The 16,346-nt window shown below is 73.2% G+C and carries 15 protein-coding genes and 1 pseudogene; 11 read left to right on the top strand and 5 right to left on the bottom strand.

The annotated features are described in order from the left end of the window. Positions 1-202: 202 nt before the first annotated feature. Entirely contained in the window at positions 203-1,081 is an 879-nt protein-coding gene (locus ACFY4B_RS31790; RefSeq protein ID WP_387973820.1) for a sulfurtransferase, read from the top strand. Between the two features lie 56 nt (positions 1,082-1,137). Here ACFY4B_RS31790 and sepH read toward each other — a convergent pair whose 3' ends face one another. Beyond that, on the bottom strand, positions 1,138-2,220 hold the full coding sequence (gene sepH / locus ACFY4B_RS31785; protein ID WP_074005654.1) for a septation protein SepH: 1,083 nt from the start codon (positions 2,218-2,220) through the stop codon (positions 1,138-1,140). Positions 2,221-2,737: 517 nt separating this feature from the next. On the opposite strand from sepH, the gene ACFY4B_RS31780 reads away from it, so the two are divergent. Then, on the top strand, positions 2,738-3,619 hold the full coding sequence (locus ACFY4B_RS31780; protein WP_387973817.1) for a hypothetical protein: 882 nt from the start codon (positions 2,738-2,740) through the stop codon (positions 3,617-3,619). On the opposite strand, the gene ACFY4B_RS31775 is transcribed toward ACFY4B_RS31780, so the two are convergent. Both ACFY4B_RS31775 and ACFY4B_RS31770 read right to left on the bottom strand, forming a co-directional pair. Then, entirely contained in the window at positions 3,616-4,938 is a 1,323-nt protein-coding gene (locus tag ACFY4B_RS31775) for a D-arabinono-1,4-lactone oxidase (protein WP_387973814.1), read from the bottom strand. The genes ACFY4B_RS31780 and ACFY4B_RS31775 overlap by 4 nt on opposite strands. A 103-nt stretch (positions 4,939-5,041) precedes the next feature. Continuing rightward, positions 5,042-6,310, bottom strand: coding sequence for an MFS transporter (locus tag ACFY4B_RS31770; RefSeq protein ID WP_074005651.1), 1,269 nt, complete (start codon positions 6,308-6,310; stop codon positions 5,042-5,044). 131 nt (positions 6,311-6,441) lie between these two features. On the opposite strand from ACFY4B_RS31770, the gene ACFY4B_RS31765 reads away from it, so the two are divergent. Together ACFY4B_RS31765 and ACFY4B_RS31760 are read left to right on the top strand one after the other, a co-directional pair. Continuing rightward, a complete protein-coding gene (locus ACFY4B_RS31765; RefSeq protein ID WP_387973811.1) occupies positions 6,442-7,599 on the top strand; it encodes a ferrochelatase in 1,158 nt (385 codons plus the stop codon). A 78-nt stretch (positions 7,600-7,677) separates the two neighbouring features. Beyond that, a complete protein-coding gene (locus ACFY4B_RS31760; RefSeq protein WP_387973808.1) occupies positions 7,678-8,496 on the top strand; it encodes an inositol monophosphatase family protein in 819 nt (272 codons plus the stop codon). A 190-nt stretch (positions 8,497-8,686) separates the two neighbouring features. Here the strand turns inward: ACFY4B_RS31760 and ACFY4B_RS31755 are convergent, their stop codons facing one another. Further along, complete coding sequence (locus ACFY4B_RS31755; protein WP_030057688.1) at positions 8,687-8,872, bottom strand: hypothetical protein; 186 nt, start codon at positions 8,870-8,872, stop codon at positions 8,687-8,689. A gap of 444 nt (positions 8,873-9,316) precedes the next feature. On the opposite strand from ACFY4B_RS31755, the gene ACFY4B_RS31750 reads away from it, so the two are divergent. From ACFY4B_RS31750 to ACFY4B_RS31735, 4 genes are all read left to right on the top strand, one after another. Further along, on the top strand, positions 9,317-9,970 hold the full coding sequence (locus ACFY4B_RS31750; protein WP_049657097.1) for a response regulator transcription factor: 654 nt from the start codon (positions 9,317-9,319) through the stop codon (positions 9,968-9,970). A gap of 73 nt (positions 9,971-10,043) precedes the next feature. After that, positions 10,044-11,342, top strand: a complete 1,299-nt coding sequence (locus ACFY4B_RS31745) for a cell wall metabolism sensor histidine kinase WalK (protein ID WP_074005649.1) — start codon at positions 10,044-10,046, stop codon at positions 11,340-11,342. 229 nt (positions 11,343-11,571) lie between these two features. Continuing rightward, positions 11,572-12,555, top strand: a complete 984-nt coding sequence (locus ACFY4B_RS31740) for an acyl-ACP desaturase (RefSeq protein WP_074005648.1) — start codon at positions 11,572-11,574, stop codon at positions 12,553-12,555. 472 nt (positions 12,556-13,027) lie between these two features. Then, positions 13,028-13,327 carry a DUF4193 domain-containing protein gene (locus tag ACFY4B_RS31735; RefSeq protein WP_030285479.1) on the top strand — a complete coding sequence of 100 codons (300 nt, stop codon included), beginning with the start codon at positions 13,028-13,030 and terminating at the stop codon, positions 13,325-13,327. Positions 13,328-13,596: 269 nt separating this feature from the next. Here the strand turns inward: ACFY4B_RS31735 and ACFY4B_RS31730 are convergent, their stop codons facing one another. Further along, entirely contained in the window at positions 13,597-14,046 is a 450-nt protein-coding gene (locus ACFY4B_RS31730; protein WP_049657093.1) for a DUF3093 domain-containing protein, read from the bottom strand. 134 nt (positions 14,047-14,180) lie between these two features. Here ACFY4B_RS31730 and ACFY4B_RS31725 point away from each other — a divergent pair, with 134 nt between their 5' ends. The 3 genes and pseudogenes from ACFY4B_RS31725 (at position 14,181) to ACFY4B_RS31715 (ending at position 16,099) form a co-directional block, all read left to right on the top strand. Then, the gene (locus tag ACFY4B_RS31725) at positions 14,181-14,759 is read left to right on the top strand and encodes a PaaI family thioesterase (protein ID WP_049657100.1); all 579 of its coding nucleotides are present in this window, start codon (positions 14,181-14,183) and stop codon (positions 14,757-14,759) included. Continuing rightward, positions 14,756-15,290 (top strand): annotated as a pseudogene (gene dut / locus ACFY4B_RS31720) (dUTP diphosphatase). Before ACFY4B_RS31725 ends, dut begins: the two are co-directional and overlap by 4 nt. 2 nt (positions 15,291-15,292) lie before the next feature. Then, positions 15,293-16,099 carry a DUF3710 domain-containing protein gene (locus ACFY4B_RS31715; protein WP_387973805.1) on the top strand — a complete coding sequence of 269 codons (807 nt, stop codon included), beginning with the start codon at positions 15,293-15,295 and terminating at the stop codon, positions 16,097-16,099. Positions 16,100-16,346 lie beyond the last annotated feature (247 nt).

Below are 16,346 nucleotides of genomic sequence, written 5' to 3'. Positions count from 1 at the left end.
GCGCGCGAGGGTGATGCTTCCACCCTGGCGGGCGCCCAACCCTCGGGCCGCGCGGAAAGTCCGGCAAAGACCCCACAAAGAGCGACGGGTCGGGCGTGTCCCGCGGATTCCCGCCGGATTCGCGTCGGATTCCGTCGGGTCCGGGGGCGGCGGGAATCCCGATCACCCACCGCCGGGGCGGCGCTGCGCGACAATGGCCGCCATGACCACCACCTACAACGACGGTTCCCCGCTGATCTCCGCGGCCGGGCTGCGGGAGGCGCTGGCCTCCGCGCTGCCGCCGGTGCTGCTGGACGTGCGCTACCAGCTGGTCGGTGCCGCGCCGGGCGGCCCGACCGCGGCCGAGGAGTACCGGGCCGGCCACCTGCCCGGCGCCCACTTCGTGGAGCTGGACCGGGACCTGGCGGCCCCGCCCGGCGCCCCCGGCCGGGGCGGGCGCCACCCGCTGCCGGACCCGGAGGAGTTCGGCGCGGCGATGCGCCGCTTCGGGGTGAGCGCGGGGCGCCCGGTCGTGGTGTACGACGGCGCGGCCTCGATGGCGGCGGCCCGGGCCTGGTGGCTGCTGCGCTGGGCCGGGCACCGGGACGTCCGGGTGCTGGACGGCGGCTTCGCGGCCTGGCAGGTGGCCGGGCTGCCGGTGACGGCCGAGCTGCCGGAGCCCGGCGAGGGCGACTTCAAGCCGGTGCCGGGGCAGCTGCCGACGGTGGACGGGGACGGCGCCGCGGCCTGGGCCCGCCGCAGCCTGCTGCTGGACGCCCGGTCCGGGGAGCGCTACCGGGGCGAGACCGAGCCGGTGGACCCGCGGGCCGGGCACATCCCGGGCGCGGTCTCGGCGCCGACGGCCGACAACGTGGGCCCGGACGGCCGGTTCCGGCCGTCCGCCGAGCTGGCCGCCCGGTTCCGTGGGCTGGGCGCGGGGGAGCGGGAGACGGCGGTGTACTGCGGCTCGGGCGTGACGGCGGCGCACCAGGTCCTGGCGCTGGAGGTGGCGGGCCTGCCGGCCGCGCTGTACCCGGGCTCGTGGAGCGAGTGGTCGAGCGACGGGGCGCGGCCGGTGGCGGTCACCGACCAGCCGGGCTGATCTCCCCGGGCATGCCGAAGGGGCGGGAGGCCGAGCCTCCCGCCCCTTCGACGTCGCTACTCCTGCTTCTTGCGCCGGCTGCCGAAGACGATCTCGTCCCAGCTGGGCACGGTGGCCCGGCGACCGGGCCGGACGCCGTCCGCCTCGGCCTGCCGGTCGGTGGTGCCGACCAGGCGCTCGCGGTGCGGGGCGACGGCGCGCGGCATCAGGATGTCGGCGTAGGCCGAGCCCGCGCCGACCGCCGGGGCGGCGGCCGCAGCGGCCGACTCCTCGGTCTCCTCGGCGACCTCGGCGGGCACCGGCTCGATCGGGGCGGGGGCGCCGACGGCGAGGTCGCCGCGGAAGGCGGGGACCACGTCGAGCAGGCTGGTCAGCGAGTCCCGGGCGTCGGCGGTGGCCTCCCGCGACTCGCGGACCTCGCGGGACGACATGATGCGGTCGGCCGAGGGCCGGTCGATCATCGGGCGGGGCGGCCGGTCCTGGGGGAGCCGGGCGATCCGCGGGATGAACGGGAAGACCGACTCCTCCTCGCGCTCGACGTTCTCGCCGATCAGCGCGCGGGCCTCGTCGTCGTTGGGCTGGACCAGGCGCCGGGGCGGGTCGTACGTCCAGGAGGCACTGCGGCCCTCGCCGTCGGCCCGGTAGGAGAGGATGACCTCCCAGGTGCCGTCGTCGCGCCGCCAGGAGTCCCAGCGCTCGGTCTCCTTCTCGGCGCCGCGCAGCGCGAGCCGCTCGGCGACGGCCTCGCCGAGCTGCGGGCCGGGGGACTCGCCGTTGCGGCGGATGGCGGTCTTGCGGGCGCGCTCGGCCATGAAGGCGCGCTCGGCGAGCACCGGGCCCTCGAAGCGGCGGACGCGGTCGACGGAGATCCCGGCGGCCTGGGCGACCTCCTCCGCGGAGGCACCGGCTCGTATCCGCGCCTGGATGTCCCGGGGGCGGAGGTGGCTCTCGACCTCGATCTCGATCTGGCCGAGGCGCGGCCGGTCGCCACGGATGGCGGCGCGCAGCCGTTCGTCGATGGGAAGGGTGTACTCCGTGCTGTCGGCAGCCTTGAGCACCAGCCGTGTGCCGTCGTTGCTGACGGCCACAACCCGCAGTTCGGGCACGGTTACCTCCCGGGTGGTGCCTGCCGACGTCACCTGCGTCGCTGCTCCCGTACTGAGTGTGGCCTGCCCACTCGCGACTGGCCACAACCTTGCTGAGTTCCCCGGCGTGTCGGGCTTACGCCCGCGCACGCCGCTGTGGCACGGTTGCCTTTTTGCCACGCCATCGGTTGACGTCGCGCCTGGGTGTCCCGGCCGTCCTCGCACGCGCAGTGAACGCGACGTTCCGGGACGGGCGTCGCCGTGCGTGCCCGGTCCGTGTCTCCTTGTCAAGCTGCCGGTGGGGGCGCAGTCGACAAGTCGACCCAAGGCTCGGGCTTTACGAACAGTACTCCATTCGTGGCATCCACAGGGGCGGCTCGCCGCTCAAGTCTCCCGCGATTCACGGGAATCTCAAGAGCGTGCTCCCCCGATGGCGGACCACCGCCGGACGGACGGTGATCATCTTCACACAATCCGGGCGCCGAGAACCGCATTTTCGTCCCTTGTGTCCTTCTTTGGGCAAGATGGAGAGCCTTGTACGAAGAACAGCCGTAGGGACCGAGGGATGTTGATGCCGGAGCGGAGCCCCGCCGAGGAGGGCGGCAAGGCCAAGGAGGAGCGCAGGCGCATCGATCTGAGTGTGGCTCAGGTCGCGGCGAGTGCGCTGGCCACGGTGGTGGGTGCGCTGCTGGCCTCCGAACTGGGGGTGTACGGCACGATCCTGGGCGCCGCGGTGGTGAGCATCGGGGCCACCACCGGCGGCGCGGTGTTCCAGCACATCTTCAAGCGGACCGGCGAGCAGCTGCGCGAGGCGGTGGACCGGGGGCCGAACCAGGCCGCCAACACCCTGCGCCAGGTGCCGGTCGAGTCCGAGCTGCCGCAGACGCGGGTGCAGCCGCCGGTGATCACCTCGGAGTGGAACGAGCCGCAGGTGGTCCGGGCGCGTCGCCGGTGGGGCTGGAAGACGTACGCGGCGGTGTCCGGGTTGGTCTTCGTGCTGGCGATGACGCCGATCGTGGTGTTCGAACTGGCCACCGGGCAGCCGGTGTCGGCGACGGTCAAGGGCGAGTCCGGCAACGGCACGTCCTTCGGCGGCTCGGTGGCGCCCAAGTCCTCCCGGCAACAGGACGCCCCGCCGGAGCGGCCGTCCCCGGGCGGGAACGGGAAGCAGGGGCAGGACAACGCGCCCTCCGGCGGCGCCTCCGCCCCGTCGACCACCCGGCCGAGCCGGGAGCCGGTCGACACGCCGAGCACCGGCGCGGGAACGGGCTCGCCCTCGGCCGGCCCGAGCGCGACCCCGTCGGCCGGCGCCTCCCCGTCGGCGGGCGGCGGGAAGCCCACCGGCGGAGCGACCCCGCAGCCGACGGCGCCGAACAGCGCCCCGGCGAACGAACCGGCGAAGGCGCCGGTGGTCCCGCCGCCGGCCGAGGGCAACAACGCGGCGACGCCCTAGTCGCCCAGCACCCGGCGCAGGTAGTCGTTGCCGAACAGCCGCCGCGGGTCGACCTCGTCGCGCAGTGCGGTGAAGTCGCCGAAGTGCGGGTAGACGTCGGCCAGGTACGCGGCGTCGCGGGTGTGCAGCTTGCCCCAGTGGGGCCGTCCCTGATGGGCGGTCATCAGCTGTTCCACGCCGGTGAAGTAGCCCTGGTCGGCGGTGCCCCGGTAGAGGTGGACGGCGATGTAGGCGCTGTCCCGGCCGGAGGCGGTGGAGAGCCAGAGGTCGTCGGCGGGGGCGAAGCGCACCTCGACGGGGAAGCCGACCTTCCAGTCGGAGCGCTCGACCAGGGACTTCAGCTCGCGCAGCACCTCGCCGACGGCCGCGCGCGGCACCGCGTACTCCATCTCCACGAAGCGGACCTTGCGCGGGCTGGTGAACACCTTGTACGCGGTGTCGGTGAAGCTGCGCTCGGACCAGGCCCGGCTGGCCAGCGAGGCGATCGAGGGGATCGAGCCGGGGAAGCGCCGGCCGACCCGGCAGGCCCCCTCCCAGACGGTGTTGGAGAGGAAGTCGTCCTCCAGCCACTCCTTGAACCGGGGCAGCGGGGCGGCCGGGCCCTGGCTGCGGTTGTTGCGCTTGGTGGAGCAGCGGTCGGTGTGCGGGAACCAGTAGAACTCGAAGTGCTCGTTGACGGCGGTGAGGTCGTCCAGGCGCTCCAGCACCTCGTCGAAGCCCATCGGCTGCTCGTGCGCGGTGAGCAGGAAGGCCGGTTCGACGCCGAAGGTGAGCGCGGTGATCACGCCGAGGGCGCCGAGGCCGAGCCGGGCGCCCTGGAAGAGCCGGGGGTTCTCGGTGGGGGAGCAGTGCCGGACGGTGCCGTCGGCGAGGACGATCTCCAGCGCGCGGATCTGGGCGGCCAATGAGCCGGAGTCGCGGCCGGTGCCGTGGGTGCCGGTGCTGGTGGCGCCGGCCACGGTCTGGACCTCGATGTCGCCCATGTTGGTCAGCGAGAGGCCCTCGGCGGCGAGGACGCGGTTGAGCCGGTGCAGCGGGAGGCCGGATTCGACGGTGATGGTGCCGGCCTCGCGGTCGATCTCGCGGACGGCGGTGAGCGCGTGCGGGCGGATCTGGACGCCGTCGTCGGCGGAGGCGATCGAGGTGAAGGAGTGGCCGGATCCGACGGCCTTGACGGTGCGGCCCTGTTCGGCGGCCCGCCGGATCTCCCTGGCCAGCTCCTCCACGGTGCCGGGGGCGGCGGCCCGGGCGGGCCGGGTGCTCTGGTTGCCGGCCCAGTTGGTCCACCGGGTGGGGGTCGCGGTACTGGCCTGGGGCATTGCGCTGCCTCCTGCTCCGTGGCCGAACGGGTTCGGCGCGGTCCGGGGCGGCGCAGCCGCCCTACCCATGGGTAGCCCCGTGGGTAGGGCGAGGCTAGTCAGTTCACCGTTCGGCGTCTACGGTCCGTCCGGCCCCTTCGGCGGCCGTCCCGGCGCCGGCTTCGGCGGTCAGGCCGGCGCGCAGCCGGCCGAGGCCGGCGAGGGCGGCGACCACTCCGAGCAGGCCGGCGGCCAGCGGCACCCAGTAGCCCGCGGCGGCGCCGGAGGCGTCGATCACCCAGCCGCCGGCCGAGGAGCCGGCCGCGACGCCGAGGGCCAGGCCGGTGGTGGTCCAGGTCATGCCCTCGGTCAGCTGGGCGGCCGGGACGAGCCGCTCGACCAGGGCCATCGCGGTGATCAGGGTGGGGGAGATGGCGATGCCGGCGACCAGCAGCGCGGCTCCGACCACGACCAGCCCGCCGATGCCGTGCACCGCGTGGGCGACCAGCAGCAGCGGCACCATGCTGACGGCCATGAACAGGACGCCGACGAGGAAGCGGACCGCCATCGAGCCGGTGAGCTTGAGGGTGCCGAAGACGACCCCGGCCAGGCAGGACCCGAGCGCCCACAGGGCGAGGATCACGCTGGAGATCGACTTGTGGCCTTGGGCCTCGGCGTAGGCGACGGTGACCACCTCGACCGAGCCGAAGATCGCGCCGGTGGCGACGAAGGTCAGGATCAGCGTCTGGAGGCCGCGGTTGAGGATGACCGAGCCGCCCTCCTGCCGGGCGGCCGGATGGACCGGCGGCTCGGTGGAGCGCTGCCCGGCGAACAGCAGGACGCCGACGGCGAGGAAGATCCCGGCGAGCAGCACGCCGGCCTCGGGGAAGACGGAGGTGGCCAGGCCGATGGAGAGGATCGGGCCGACGATGAAGCAGACCTCGTCGACCACGGCCTCGAAGGAGTAGGCGGTGTGCAGCTTGCCGGTGTCCTCGCGGTAGAGGTGGGCCCAGCGGGCGCGGACCATCGCGCCGGTGCTCGGCATCACGCCCATGCCGGCGGCGAAGACGAACAGCGTCCAGTCCGGGGCCTCCAGCCGGGCGCAGAGCAGCAGGCCGGTGACGGCGACGATGGTGAGCGCCATGGCGGGGACGATGATCCTGCGCTGGCCGTGCCGGTCCACCAGCCGGGAGACCTGCGGGCCGAGGATCGCGGCGGAGACCGCGAGGCAGGCCGAGACCAGGCCGGCGACCCCGTAGGAGCCCCGGAGCTGGGACAGCATGGTCACGATGCCGATCCCGGTCATGGAGATCGGCAGTCGGGAGACGAAGCCGGTGGTGGAGAAGGCCAGAGTGCCGGGGGAGGCGAATATCTGGCGGTAGCTGGACAGCACGGGAGCTCCGGGCGGGGGAGTAAGGAACAAGGCTGGCAAACACAGCTTACGTACGTTGGCAAACGGTATTTTCCGGGCACTCGCGCGGCCCCGGCGACGGTGCCCGGTCCCTCAGTGGCAGGATCGGTTCCATGTCCGACGCGCGCAAACCCTCCCCGTCCGGCGCCGCCCCGGCAGCGCCGCAGCCGTATGACGCCCTGCTGCTGCTGTCCTTCGGCGGGCCCGAGGGCCCCGAGGACGTCGTCCCGTTCCTGGAGAACGTCACCCGCGGCCGCGGCATCCCCAAGGAGCGGCTGAAGGAGGTGGGCAAGCACTACTTCATGTTCGGCGGGGTCAGCCCGATCAACGGGCAGAACCGCGAGCTGCTCGCCGCGCTGCGCGAGGACTTCGCCGAGCACGGGCTGGACCTCCCGGTCTACTGGGGCAACCGGAACTGGGCGCCCTACCTGGTCGACACCCTGCGGGAGCTGGCCGCCGACGGGCACCGCCGGATCGCCGTGCTCGCCACCAGCGCGTACGCCGGCTACTCGGGCTGCCGCCAGTACCGGGAGAACCTGGCCGACGCGCTGGCCGCGCTCGCCGAGGAGGGCGGGCCCGCCCTGCGGGTCGACAAGCTGCGGCACTTCTACAACCACCCGGGCTTCGTCGAGCCGATGGTCGACGCCGCCCTGGCCGCCCTGGACGAGCTGCCCGAGGCCGTCCGCGCCGGCGCCCGGCTGGCGTTCACCACCCACTCCATCCCGCACTCCATGGCCGAGTCCTCCGGCGCCCCGGACGACCCGGCCCGCGGTGAGCCCGGCGGCGCGTACGTCGCCCAGCACCTGGACGTGGCCCGGCTGATCGCCGCCGCGCTGGCCGAGCGCACCGGTGTGGCCGACCGGCCGTGGGAGCTGGTGTACCAGAGCCGCAGCGGGGCCCCGCACATCCCGTGGCTGGAACCCGACATCTGCGACCACCTGGAGGCCCAGCACGCCGACGGCGCGCCCGCCGTGGTCATGGTCCCGATCGGCTTCGTCTCCGACCACATGGAGGTCAAGTACGACCTCGACACCGAGGCCGTCGCCAAGGCCGCGGAGATCGGCCTGCCGGTCTCCCGCGCCGCCACCGTCGGCGCCGACCCCCGGTTCACCGCCGCCGTGCGCGAGCTCGTCCTGGAGCGCGCCGCCACCGAGCGCGGCGAGCCGGTGACCCGCTGCGCCCTGGGCGCCCTCGGCCCCAGCCACGACGTGTGCGCGGTGGCCTGCTGCGCCAATCCGCGGGCCCCGCGTCCGGCCGTCGCCGAGCGCTGACCGCCCGCTCCACCCGCTCCACCCGTCCCGCCAGTCCTGCCCGTCCCGCTCGTCCCGTCGCCCCGGAGGAGAACCCCCGTGCCCACCCCCGCCCTGCCCGACGACGGCCTCCTCGACGACCTGCTGGAGGTCGCCCTGGACGCGGCCCGGCAGGCCGGCGCCCTGCTGCGCGACGGCCGCCCGGCCGACCTCGGCGTGGCCGGTACCAAGAGCAGTCCGGTCGACGTGGTCACCGAGATGGACCTCGCCTCCGAGAAGCTCGTCCTGGAGCTGATCACCGACCGCCGCCCCGAGGACGGCTACCTGGGCGAGGAGGGCGCCGAGCGGTCGGGCACCAGCGGGGTCCGCTGGGTCGTGGACCCGCTCGACGGAACGGTCAACTACCTTTACGGGCTGCCCTCCTGGGCGGTCAGCGTGGCCGCCGAGGTGGACGGCCGGGCGGTCGTCGGCGTGGTGTACGCGCCGGCCCGCGGCGAGCTGTTCCACGCCGTCCTGGGCCGCGGCGCCCGCCTCGACGGCCGCCCGCTCTCGGCCCGCCCGGCCCCGCCCTGGGGCCAGGCGCTGATCGCCACCGGCTTCAACTACGTCCAGCCGGTGCGGGTCCGGCAGGCCGAGGTGCTGCTGGCGCTGATGCCGGAGGTGCGGGACATCCGCCGGGGCGGGGCGGCCGCGGTGGACCTGTGCGACGTCGCCGCCGGGCGGCTGGACGGCTACTACGAGCGCGGCCTGGCCCCCTGGGACCGGGCGGCCGGCTGCCTGATCGCCACCGAGGCCGGCGCCCTGGTCGGCGGCCGGCCCGGGCACGGGCCGGACGGCGAGCTGACCGTGGCCGCTGCTCCGGGCGTGTACCAGCCGCTCCAGGAGCGGCTGGCCGCGCTGCGCGCCTGGGCGGACTGACCGGTTCCGCCGTCCCGCCGCCGGAACCCCGGCGGCGGGACGGCCCGGACGTGCGACGGGCCCGGGTGCGAAGGCTCCCGGACATGCGAAGAGCCCTGACATACGGGGGATGCCAGGGCCTGGGTTTCGCACGGCCCCCGTAGGGCCGCTGGTGCCGGAGGTCCGGCGACGGGTCGGTGTGCCGGACGGGTCAGGCAGCGGTGCGGTGGCGCTCCAGCACCGTGTCCACGCCGTGCTCGGCGGCGAGTCGGCGGAGGTCGTCCAGCTCGGACTGCTCCACCTCGGCGAGGAACTCGTCCCCGGCCTCGATCGCGCGGTGCAGGTCCTGCTCGGCGTTGGCTATGCGCTGCAGGATTCCGGCCTTGAAGGCGTCCATACGGGCCCCCTTACTGTGTCGGACGTGCACGGTCGTGCGCTCTCCGCCCCGGGGAAGGTCCAGCCGGTGAAAGCACCCAGGCCGGAAGGTGGTGGCAGTCCGGACGGGTGCGGAGACGGCCCTTCGGCCGCTCCCGGTGATGTCCCAGCCCCAGGGCCGGCGCGGATGAACGCACGGCGGGTGGGTGCGATCGGCCGTCAGCCAGATCGCGGGTGTGCAGCTGTCCTCCCCGCCCCCAGGGCGGGGAAACCTTTCGGCGCGAGAAAGTTGCCCGTGTCACAGTCCAAGCGGAGTGGTGCGGATGCGAACAGTGACCGCCGCGGACCCGGGTTCCGTGCCCGAGGGGCAGCTTATCGCTGCTTTACCGCCCGACCAGGCAGGATGGAGGCACCGTCGGAGCCGTGCGTCCGCTTCCGGGGCCGGCCTGGAGAAGGGACAACGACCGTGCGGGTTCTCGTCGTCGAGGACGAGCAGCTGCTTGCAGAGGCCGTCGCGACCGGTCTGCGCCGCGAGGCGATGGCCGTCGACGTTGTGTACGACGGGGAGGCCGCGCTCCAGCGCATCGCGGTCAACGACTACGACGTCGTCGTCCTGGACCGCGATCTTCCGCTGGTCCACGGGGACGACGTCTGCCGCAAGGTGGTCGAGCAGGGCCTGGCCACCCGGGTGATCATGCTGACCGCCTCCGGCGACATCAGCGACCGGGTCGAGGGCCTGGAGATCGGCGCGGACGACTACCTTCCGAAGCCGTTCGCCTTCAGCGAACTCGTCGCCCGGGTAAGGGCGCTGGGCCGCCGCGCGACCATCCCGCTGCCCCCGGTACTGGAGCGGGCCGGCATCTCGGTCGACCCCGGCCGGCGCGAGGTGATCCGCGACGGGCGCACCGTCCAGCTCGCCCCCAAGGAGTTCGCCGTCCTGGAGGTGCTGATGCGGGCCGGCGGTGCCGTCGTCTCCGCCGAGCAGCTCCTGGAGAAGGCCTGGGACGAGCACACCGACCCGTTCACCAACGTCGTGCGCGTCACCGTGATGACGCTGCGCCGCAAGCTCGGGGACCCGCCGGTGATCGTCACCGTGCCGGGCTCCGGCTACCGGATCTGACGACCGGAGTCCGCCCACCCCGAGACTCCCCGCCGTAAGCGCCCGCCCCGGCGGACGCCCCGAGAGGACCATCATGACCACCCCGCCCCCGGCCGGCGGGGCCTCCGGCGCGCCCGCCGGCGGCCCGCGTGCCGTCCCGCCGAAGCCCCTGACCCCGCCGCGCGTCCACCGCCCCGGGCCCTACGTCCCCGGCGACGGCATGCTCGCCTGGTTCCCCTTCCGCCCCACCATCCGGATGCGCCTCACCCTGCTCTACGGCGGGATGTTCCTGATGGCCGGCGTGGTGCTGCTGCTGCTGATGTACGTGTTCTTCCAGGACGCCGTCTCGTACCTGGCGCCGCGCAACCTGGTCTTCGACGGCAGCATCCAGGTCACCGGCCCGGACGGCGTCCACTCCACGATGAACAGCACGAGCTACAACCAGTTGCAGGCCGCCGACTTCCTGGCGCGCTCCGACTCCGCGCTCAACACCCTGCTGCGCAAGTCGCTGACCATGCTGCTCTGCCTCGCCGTGATCGCCTTCGCGGCGGGCTACGCGATGGCCGGCCGGGTCCTGCGCCCGCTCGGCCGGATCACCCGCACCGCCCGCGACGTGGCCTCCTCCGACCTGCACCGCCGGATCGAGCTGGACGGCCCGGACGACGAGCTCAAGGAGCTCGCCGACACCTTCGACGGCATGCTGGACCGGCTGGACCGCTCCTTCGACTCCCAGCGCCGCTTCGTCGCCAACGCCTCGCACGAGCTGCGCACCCCGCTGGCGATCAACCGCACCCTGCTGGAGGTCCAGCTCTCCGACCCGGCGACCTCCTCCGACCTCCAGCAGCTGGGGAGGACCCTGCTGGCCACCAACGAGCGCAGCGAGCAGCTCGTCGAGGGCCTGCTGCTGCTCGCCCGCAGCGAGAACGAGCTGACCGACCGGCGCCCGGTGGAGCTGTCCGAGGTGGCCACCCGGGCGCTGGAGCAGACCCGGGGCGAGGCCGACAAGCGCGAGGTCGAGCTGCGTTCGAAACTCGATCCGGCGATGGCCGCCGGCAACGGCGTGCTGCTGGAGCGGCTCGCGCTCAACCTGCTGCAGAACGCCGTCCGGTACAACACCCCGGGCGGCTGGGTCGAGCTGGCCACCACCGCGGTGCCCGGCGGCGGCGAGCTGGTGGTCTCCAACACCGGCCCGGTGGTGCCCGGGTACGAGCTGGAGCACATCTTCGAGCCGTTCCGCCGGGTCAAGGGCGCCGACCGCACCCGCAGCGACAAGGGGGTCGGGCTCGGCCTGTCCATCGTCCGCTCGGTGGTGCGCGCCCACGGCGGCACCATCGAGGCCACGCCGCGCGCCGGCGGCGGCCTCACCATGAGGGTCCGCATCCCCTCGCCGTAAGGGTCGAACGCCCCTTCCGCGGGCGACCGTTTCCAGCCGCCCCCGCCAGGCCCGTCAAGACGACATAAGGCCTGGCGGGGGCGGCTTGTCTTTTCCGGCCCGAGCAACTTACGGTGTCGTAACCTACGCAACCGTAGGTGAGTCCGTCGGCGCCCCGCCGACGGGTCCACGACGTGTCCCCGTCCAGCGCGCCCGTCCCAGCGCGTGCCGTCCCCTCAGGAGCACCACCGTGACCATCGCCCCTGTGCAGAGCAGCTCCCCGCTCGTCGCGAGCGGCTGGACCGACGCGCGGCTGATCCTCGCCCTCGAAGAGGTCGTCGAGAAGGAGCTCAACCGCCACCTGGGCGTGGCGAAGGAGTGGATGCCGCACGAGTTCGTCCCGTGGAGCCAGGGCCGCGACTTCGACGGCGTGCTGGGCGGCGAGGCCTGGTCGCTGGAGCACTCCAAGGTGACCCCGGTCGGCCGGGTGTCGCTGGTGGTCAACCTGCTGACCGAGGACAACCTGCCCAGCTACCACCACGAGATCGCGACCATGTTCGGCCGCGAGGGCGCCTGGGGCACCTGGGTGCACCGCTGGACGGCCGAGGAGGGCCGGCACGGAATAGCCATTCGCGACTACCTGCTCGCCACCCGCGCGGTCGACCCGGTGGAGCTGGAGCGGGCCCGGATGAGCCACATGTCGGAGGGCTTCGAGTCCGACAACGCGCACAGCATGCTGCACTCCGTCGCGTACGTGGCCTTCCAGGAGCTCGCCACCCGCATCGCGCACCGCAACACCGGCAGGTACGCCGGCGACCCGCTGTGCGAGCAGCTGCTGGCGAAGATCGCCAACGACGAGAACCTGCACATGGTCTTCTACCGGAACCTGCTGAAGGCCGCCCTGGAGATCGCCCCGGACCAGGCCATGCGGGCCGTCGCCGACGTGGTCACCGACTTCCGGATGCCCGGCCACGGCATCCCCGGCTTCGAGCGCGCCGCCGCGCAGATCGCCCTCGGCGGGGTGTACAACCTGCGCATCCACCACGACGACGTGCTCCAGCCGGTGCTGCGCCACCTCAAGGTGATGGAGATCGGCGGGCTCGGCCCGGAGGGCCTGCTGGCGCAGAACGAGCTGGGCGTCTTCCTCGACGGGCTGGACGGCCAGGCCCGGAAGTTCGAGGAGCGCCAGGCCGCCCTGCTGGCACGCCGGGAGGCCCGGAAGAACGCCGGCTGAGATGCTGGACCGAGCGGTCGGAGTGGGTGGATTTCCCGCGGTTTGCCCTGGATGATTCTGAACGTGACCAAGCTCACACCGTGTCGCTCCACGATTCCGGGCAACCCCGGAGAGTGATCACCTGATCAGGGGTGTCGATCGCCGTCCGTGACCGGATTCCGGTCACCGGTCGGTCCGCGGAATCGGTCGGCATCCCTGATGGACAAGGGATTCCCCAGACATCCACACCGATTGTGCTCACTGTGCGTGGTCGGTTTACCGGGTCCCCGGAAGGCTGGTGATGGCCCAGCGTGAGGCCTTCCACAGCCCTGGGGATCACCCCGATGGAGCCCGGGCTGAGTGTCGATTGAGTAACAGGGCTTGAAGTAAGGCAAAATCTCCGCCTCGGGTCGGGCACAAGACCGACCCCCCATGCGTTACGTGCGCTGGAGATACCGCACACACCGCACAACCCGGAGGGGGAGAGCGAAAAATGGCAACCGACTACGACACCCCACGCAAGACCGACGACGAGCTCAACGAAGACAGCATCGAGGAGCTCAAGGCTCGGCGGAACGACAAGGGCGGCAGCTCTGTCGACGTCGACGAGTTCGACGCCGCCGAGGGCATGGAGCTCCCCGGTGCCGACCTCTCGAACGAGGAGCTCGCCGTCCGTGTCCTGCCGAAGCAGGCGGACGAGTTCACCTGCATGAGCTGCTTCCTCGTGCACCACCGCAGCCAGCTCTACAGCGAGAAGAACGGCAACCCGATCTGCCGGGACTGCGGCGCCTGAGCACCGCGGCGGACAGGACCCGGTGCCCGCGGCTGCGCCCGCGGGACCGGTACACCGCTCCTTCCGGCCCCGGGCAGCGGGGCCGGACGGCAGGTCCGGGCATCGTCCGTCTGGACGGGCCCGGGAGGACGGAGTCGGCCGGTCGACCGGTCAGGACAAAGTCGTAGGGACGGTCCCGCAGCAGCGGAACCGTCCCTCTCCGTTTGTCCGGCCTCTTCCGTCCGGCCCGTGTCCGGGCCCGACCGCCTCGCGGCCCGGCCCGGTCCGCCTCAGGTGCGGGCGCCGCGCCGGGCGTCCTCCAGCGCCTCCGCCAGCTTCATCGGCGAGCGGGTCGACAGGTAGAGGTACGGCGTCGGGTCGGTCGGATCGGTCACCTCGACCCGCAGCGCCGTCGGGACGTAGCTGCGCAGCAGCATGAAGGCGCGCGGATCGGCCTTCCGGCCGCGCCAGGCCGCCGCCTCGGCGGGGCTCAGCGCCTGCGCGTCGCCGAGCGCGTCCACCGGGATCCGGGCCGGGCCGGCCACCAGGGAGCCCTGGACCACGCGGATGCGGGCCGAGCCGTAGCTGCTGATCGCGACCGCGCCGGCGGCGATGCCGACCACCAGTCCGATCAGCGCGGCCGGACCGCTGACCCGGATCAGGATCAGCGCGAACGTGAGACCCAGCGCGATCGGGAGCAGCCACCAGGAGCGCGGCACCGTGAGGCGTTCGTCGTACATGCCTCCATTGTGGTCGCCCTGACGTCCGGCCCGGGACGCCACCCCCACCGGAGGCCCGCTACCCCTGGGTAGGCTGGGGCCCCGTGACCGGTACGACAGCCCCCAGCACCCCCACCGACCGGCCGGCGCCCGCCATACCGCCGTCCCCGACCACCCCGCCGCCGGACGCCGTCCTGCCGGAGCGCCACCCCCAGGCGCCCGCCCCCGGCACCCGGCTCGGCTCCCACTACGAGCACTGCTTCGGCTGCGGCCCGCAGCACCCCGGCGGCCTGCGGATCGACGCGGTCGCCGGCGAGGGACTCGACGTCACCGCCGAGTTCGCCGTCCGCGACGCCCACCAGGGCGGCCCCGGCCTGGCCCACGGCGGGCTGCTGACCACCGCCATGGACGAGACCCTCGGCACGCTCAACTGGCTGCTGCACGCCCCCGCCGTGACCGGCCGGCTGGAGACCGACTTCCTCAGCCCGGTGCCCGTCGACTCGGTGCTGCACCTGCGCGCCTGGATCACCGGCGTGCACGGCCGCAAGATCTACAGCGCCGCCGAGGCGCGGATCGGCGGACCGGACGGGCCGGTCGCCGTCCGGTCCCAGGCCCTCTTCATCCAGGTAAAGCTGGAACACTTCACCACGCACGGTCGTCCCGAGGACATCGAGAAGGTCCTCGACGACCCGGATCTGATGAAGCGCGCACGAGCCTTTGAGGTGAACCCTTGAGCGACACCCCCCGCCCGCAGCTGGACGTCCTGATCAAGCGCATCGACCCCGAGCTGCCGCTGCCCGCCTACGCGCAGCCCGGGGACGCCGGTGCCGACCTGCGCACCACCGTCGACGCGGAGCTGGCCCCCGGCGAGCGGGTCATGCTGCCCACCGGCATCGCCATCGCCCTGCCGGACGGCTACGCGGCCTTCGTCCACCCCCGGTCGGGCCTGGCAGCTCGTTGCGGTGTTGCCCTCGTGAACGCCCCGGGGACGGTCGATGCCGGGTACCGTGGAGAGATCAAGGTGATCGTCGTCAATCTGGACCCGCGCGAGGGGGTCAGCTTCCGCCGAGGGGACCGAATCGCCCAGCTGGTGATCCAGCAGGTCGAGAAGGCCCGTTTCCACGAGGTGGAGGAGCTGCCTGGGTCGGCACGCGCCGAGGGCGGGTTCGGGTCGACCGGCGGCCATGCCGCGGTCTAGCATGCCCGCGGCCTCGCAGGAAGCCGAGCAGGCATTCGCATCGGTCTTGGACCGGGAAGGGCAGTGACCGTGTTCCGTCGTCGCCAGAAGAGCGAGGACGCTGTCGAGCAGCTCGCCGACGACGCCATCAGCGCCGACGAGACGGCCGATGACGTCGAAGGTTCCGCCGAGAGCGAGAACGTGACCGAGCTGGACCCGGCCGACAGGGTCGGCCTGCCGCCGGCCCCCCGGCCGGACGGTCCGTGGGACCACTCCGAGCTGGAGAACCCCGAGGAGGGGCGCGTCGACCTCGGGGGTCTGCTGGTCCCCGGCGTCGAGGGCATGGAGCTGCGCGTCGAGGTCGCCGGTGACGCGATCGTGGCAGCAACCCTTGTGCTCGGAAACAGCGCCATCCAGCTCCAGGCCTTCGCGGCCCCGAAGTCGGAGGGCATCTGGGGGGAGGTCCGGGAGGAGATCGCCAACGGCATCACCTCGCAGGGCGGCCTCATCGAGGAGGAGGAGGGCCCGCTCGGCTGGCACCTCCGCGCCCGGGTCCCCGTGCAGCTGCCGGACGGCACCCAGGGCGTGCAGCTGGTGCGGTTCGTCGGCTGCGACGGTCCGCGCTGGTTCCTGCGCGGCGTGATCTCGGGCCAGGCCGCCGTGCAGCCGGAGATGGCCGGGATCCTGGAGCAGGTCTTCCGGCAGACGGTCGTCGTGCGCGGCGAGTCCCCGATGGCTCCCCGCGACCCGATCGTCCTGAAGCTTCCCGAGGACGCCCAGATGGTCGCCGACGGTGGCGGGGCGACCGCCGCCGCCGCCGGTGAGGGCGAGAACCGCTTCGGCGGTACCGCGCTCGACCCGTTCGCGCGCGGCCCGGAGATCACCGAGGTTCGCTGACCCGGCTCGGGCCGGCTTCGGTCGGCCCTGATCGGCACTGATCGCCCCTGCCCGGGAGCCCGGGCAGGGGCGATTTGCATGTGACGTGCCGGTGCCCGTACAGTTCCGGAGTCGCCGCGGGAGACCGGGGCGGCAAAACGGAAAGTGAATCCGATGAATGAAACTCCGGAAAACGGAGCGGAAAACATCTGATAAGCTGGAAACACGAAAGAACGAAGCCCGGAGGGTCCGCTGGAAGGCGGTCCGA

It is taken from the genome of Kitasatospora sp. NPDC001261, from assembly GCF_042896795.1.
Lineage (GTDB): Bacteria > Actinomycetota > Actinomycetes > Streptomycetales > Streptomycetaceae > Kitasatospora.
This window is presented reverse-complemented; position numbering and strand designations above follow the sequence as displayed.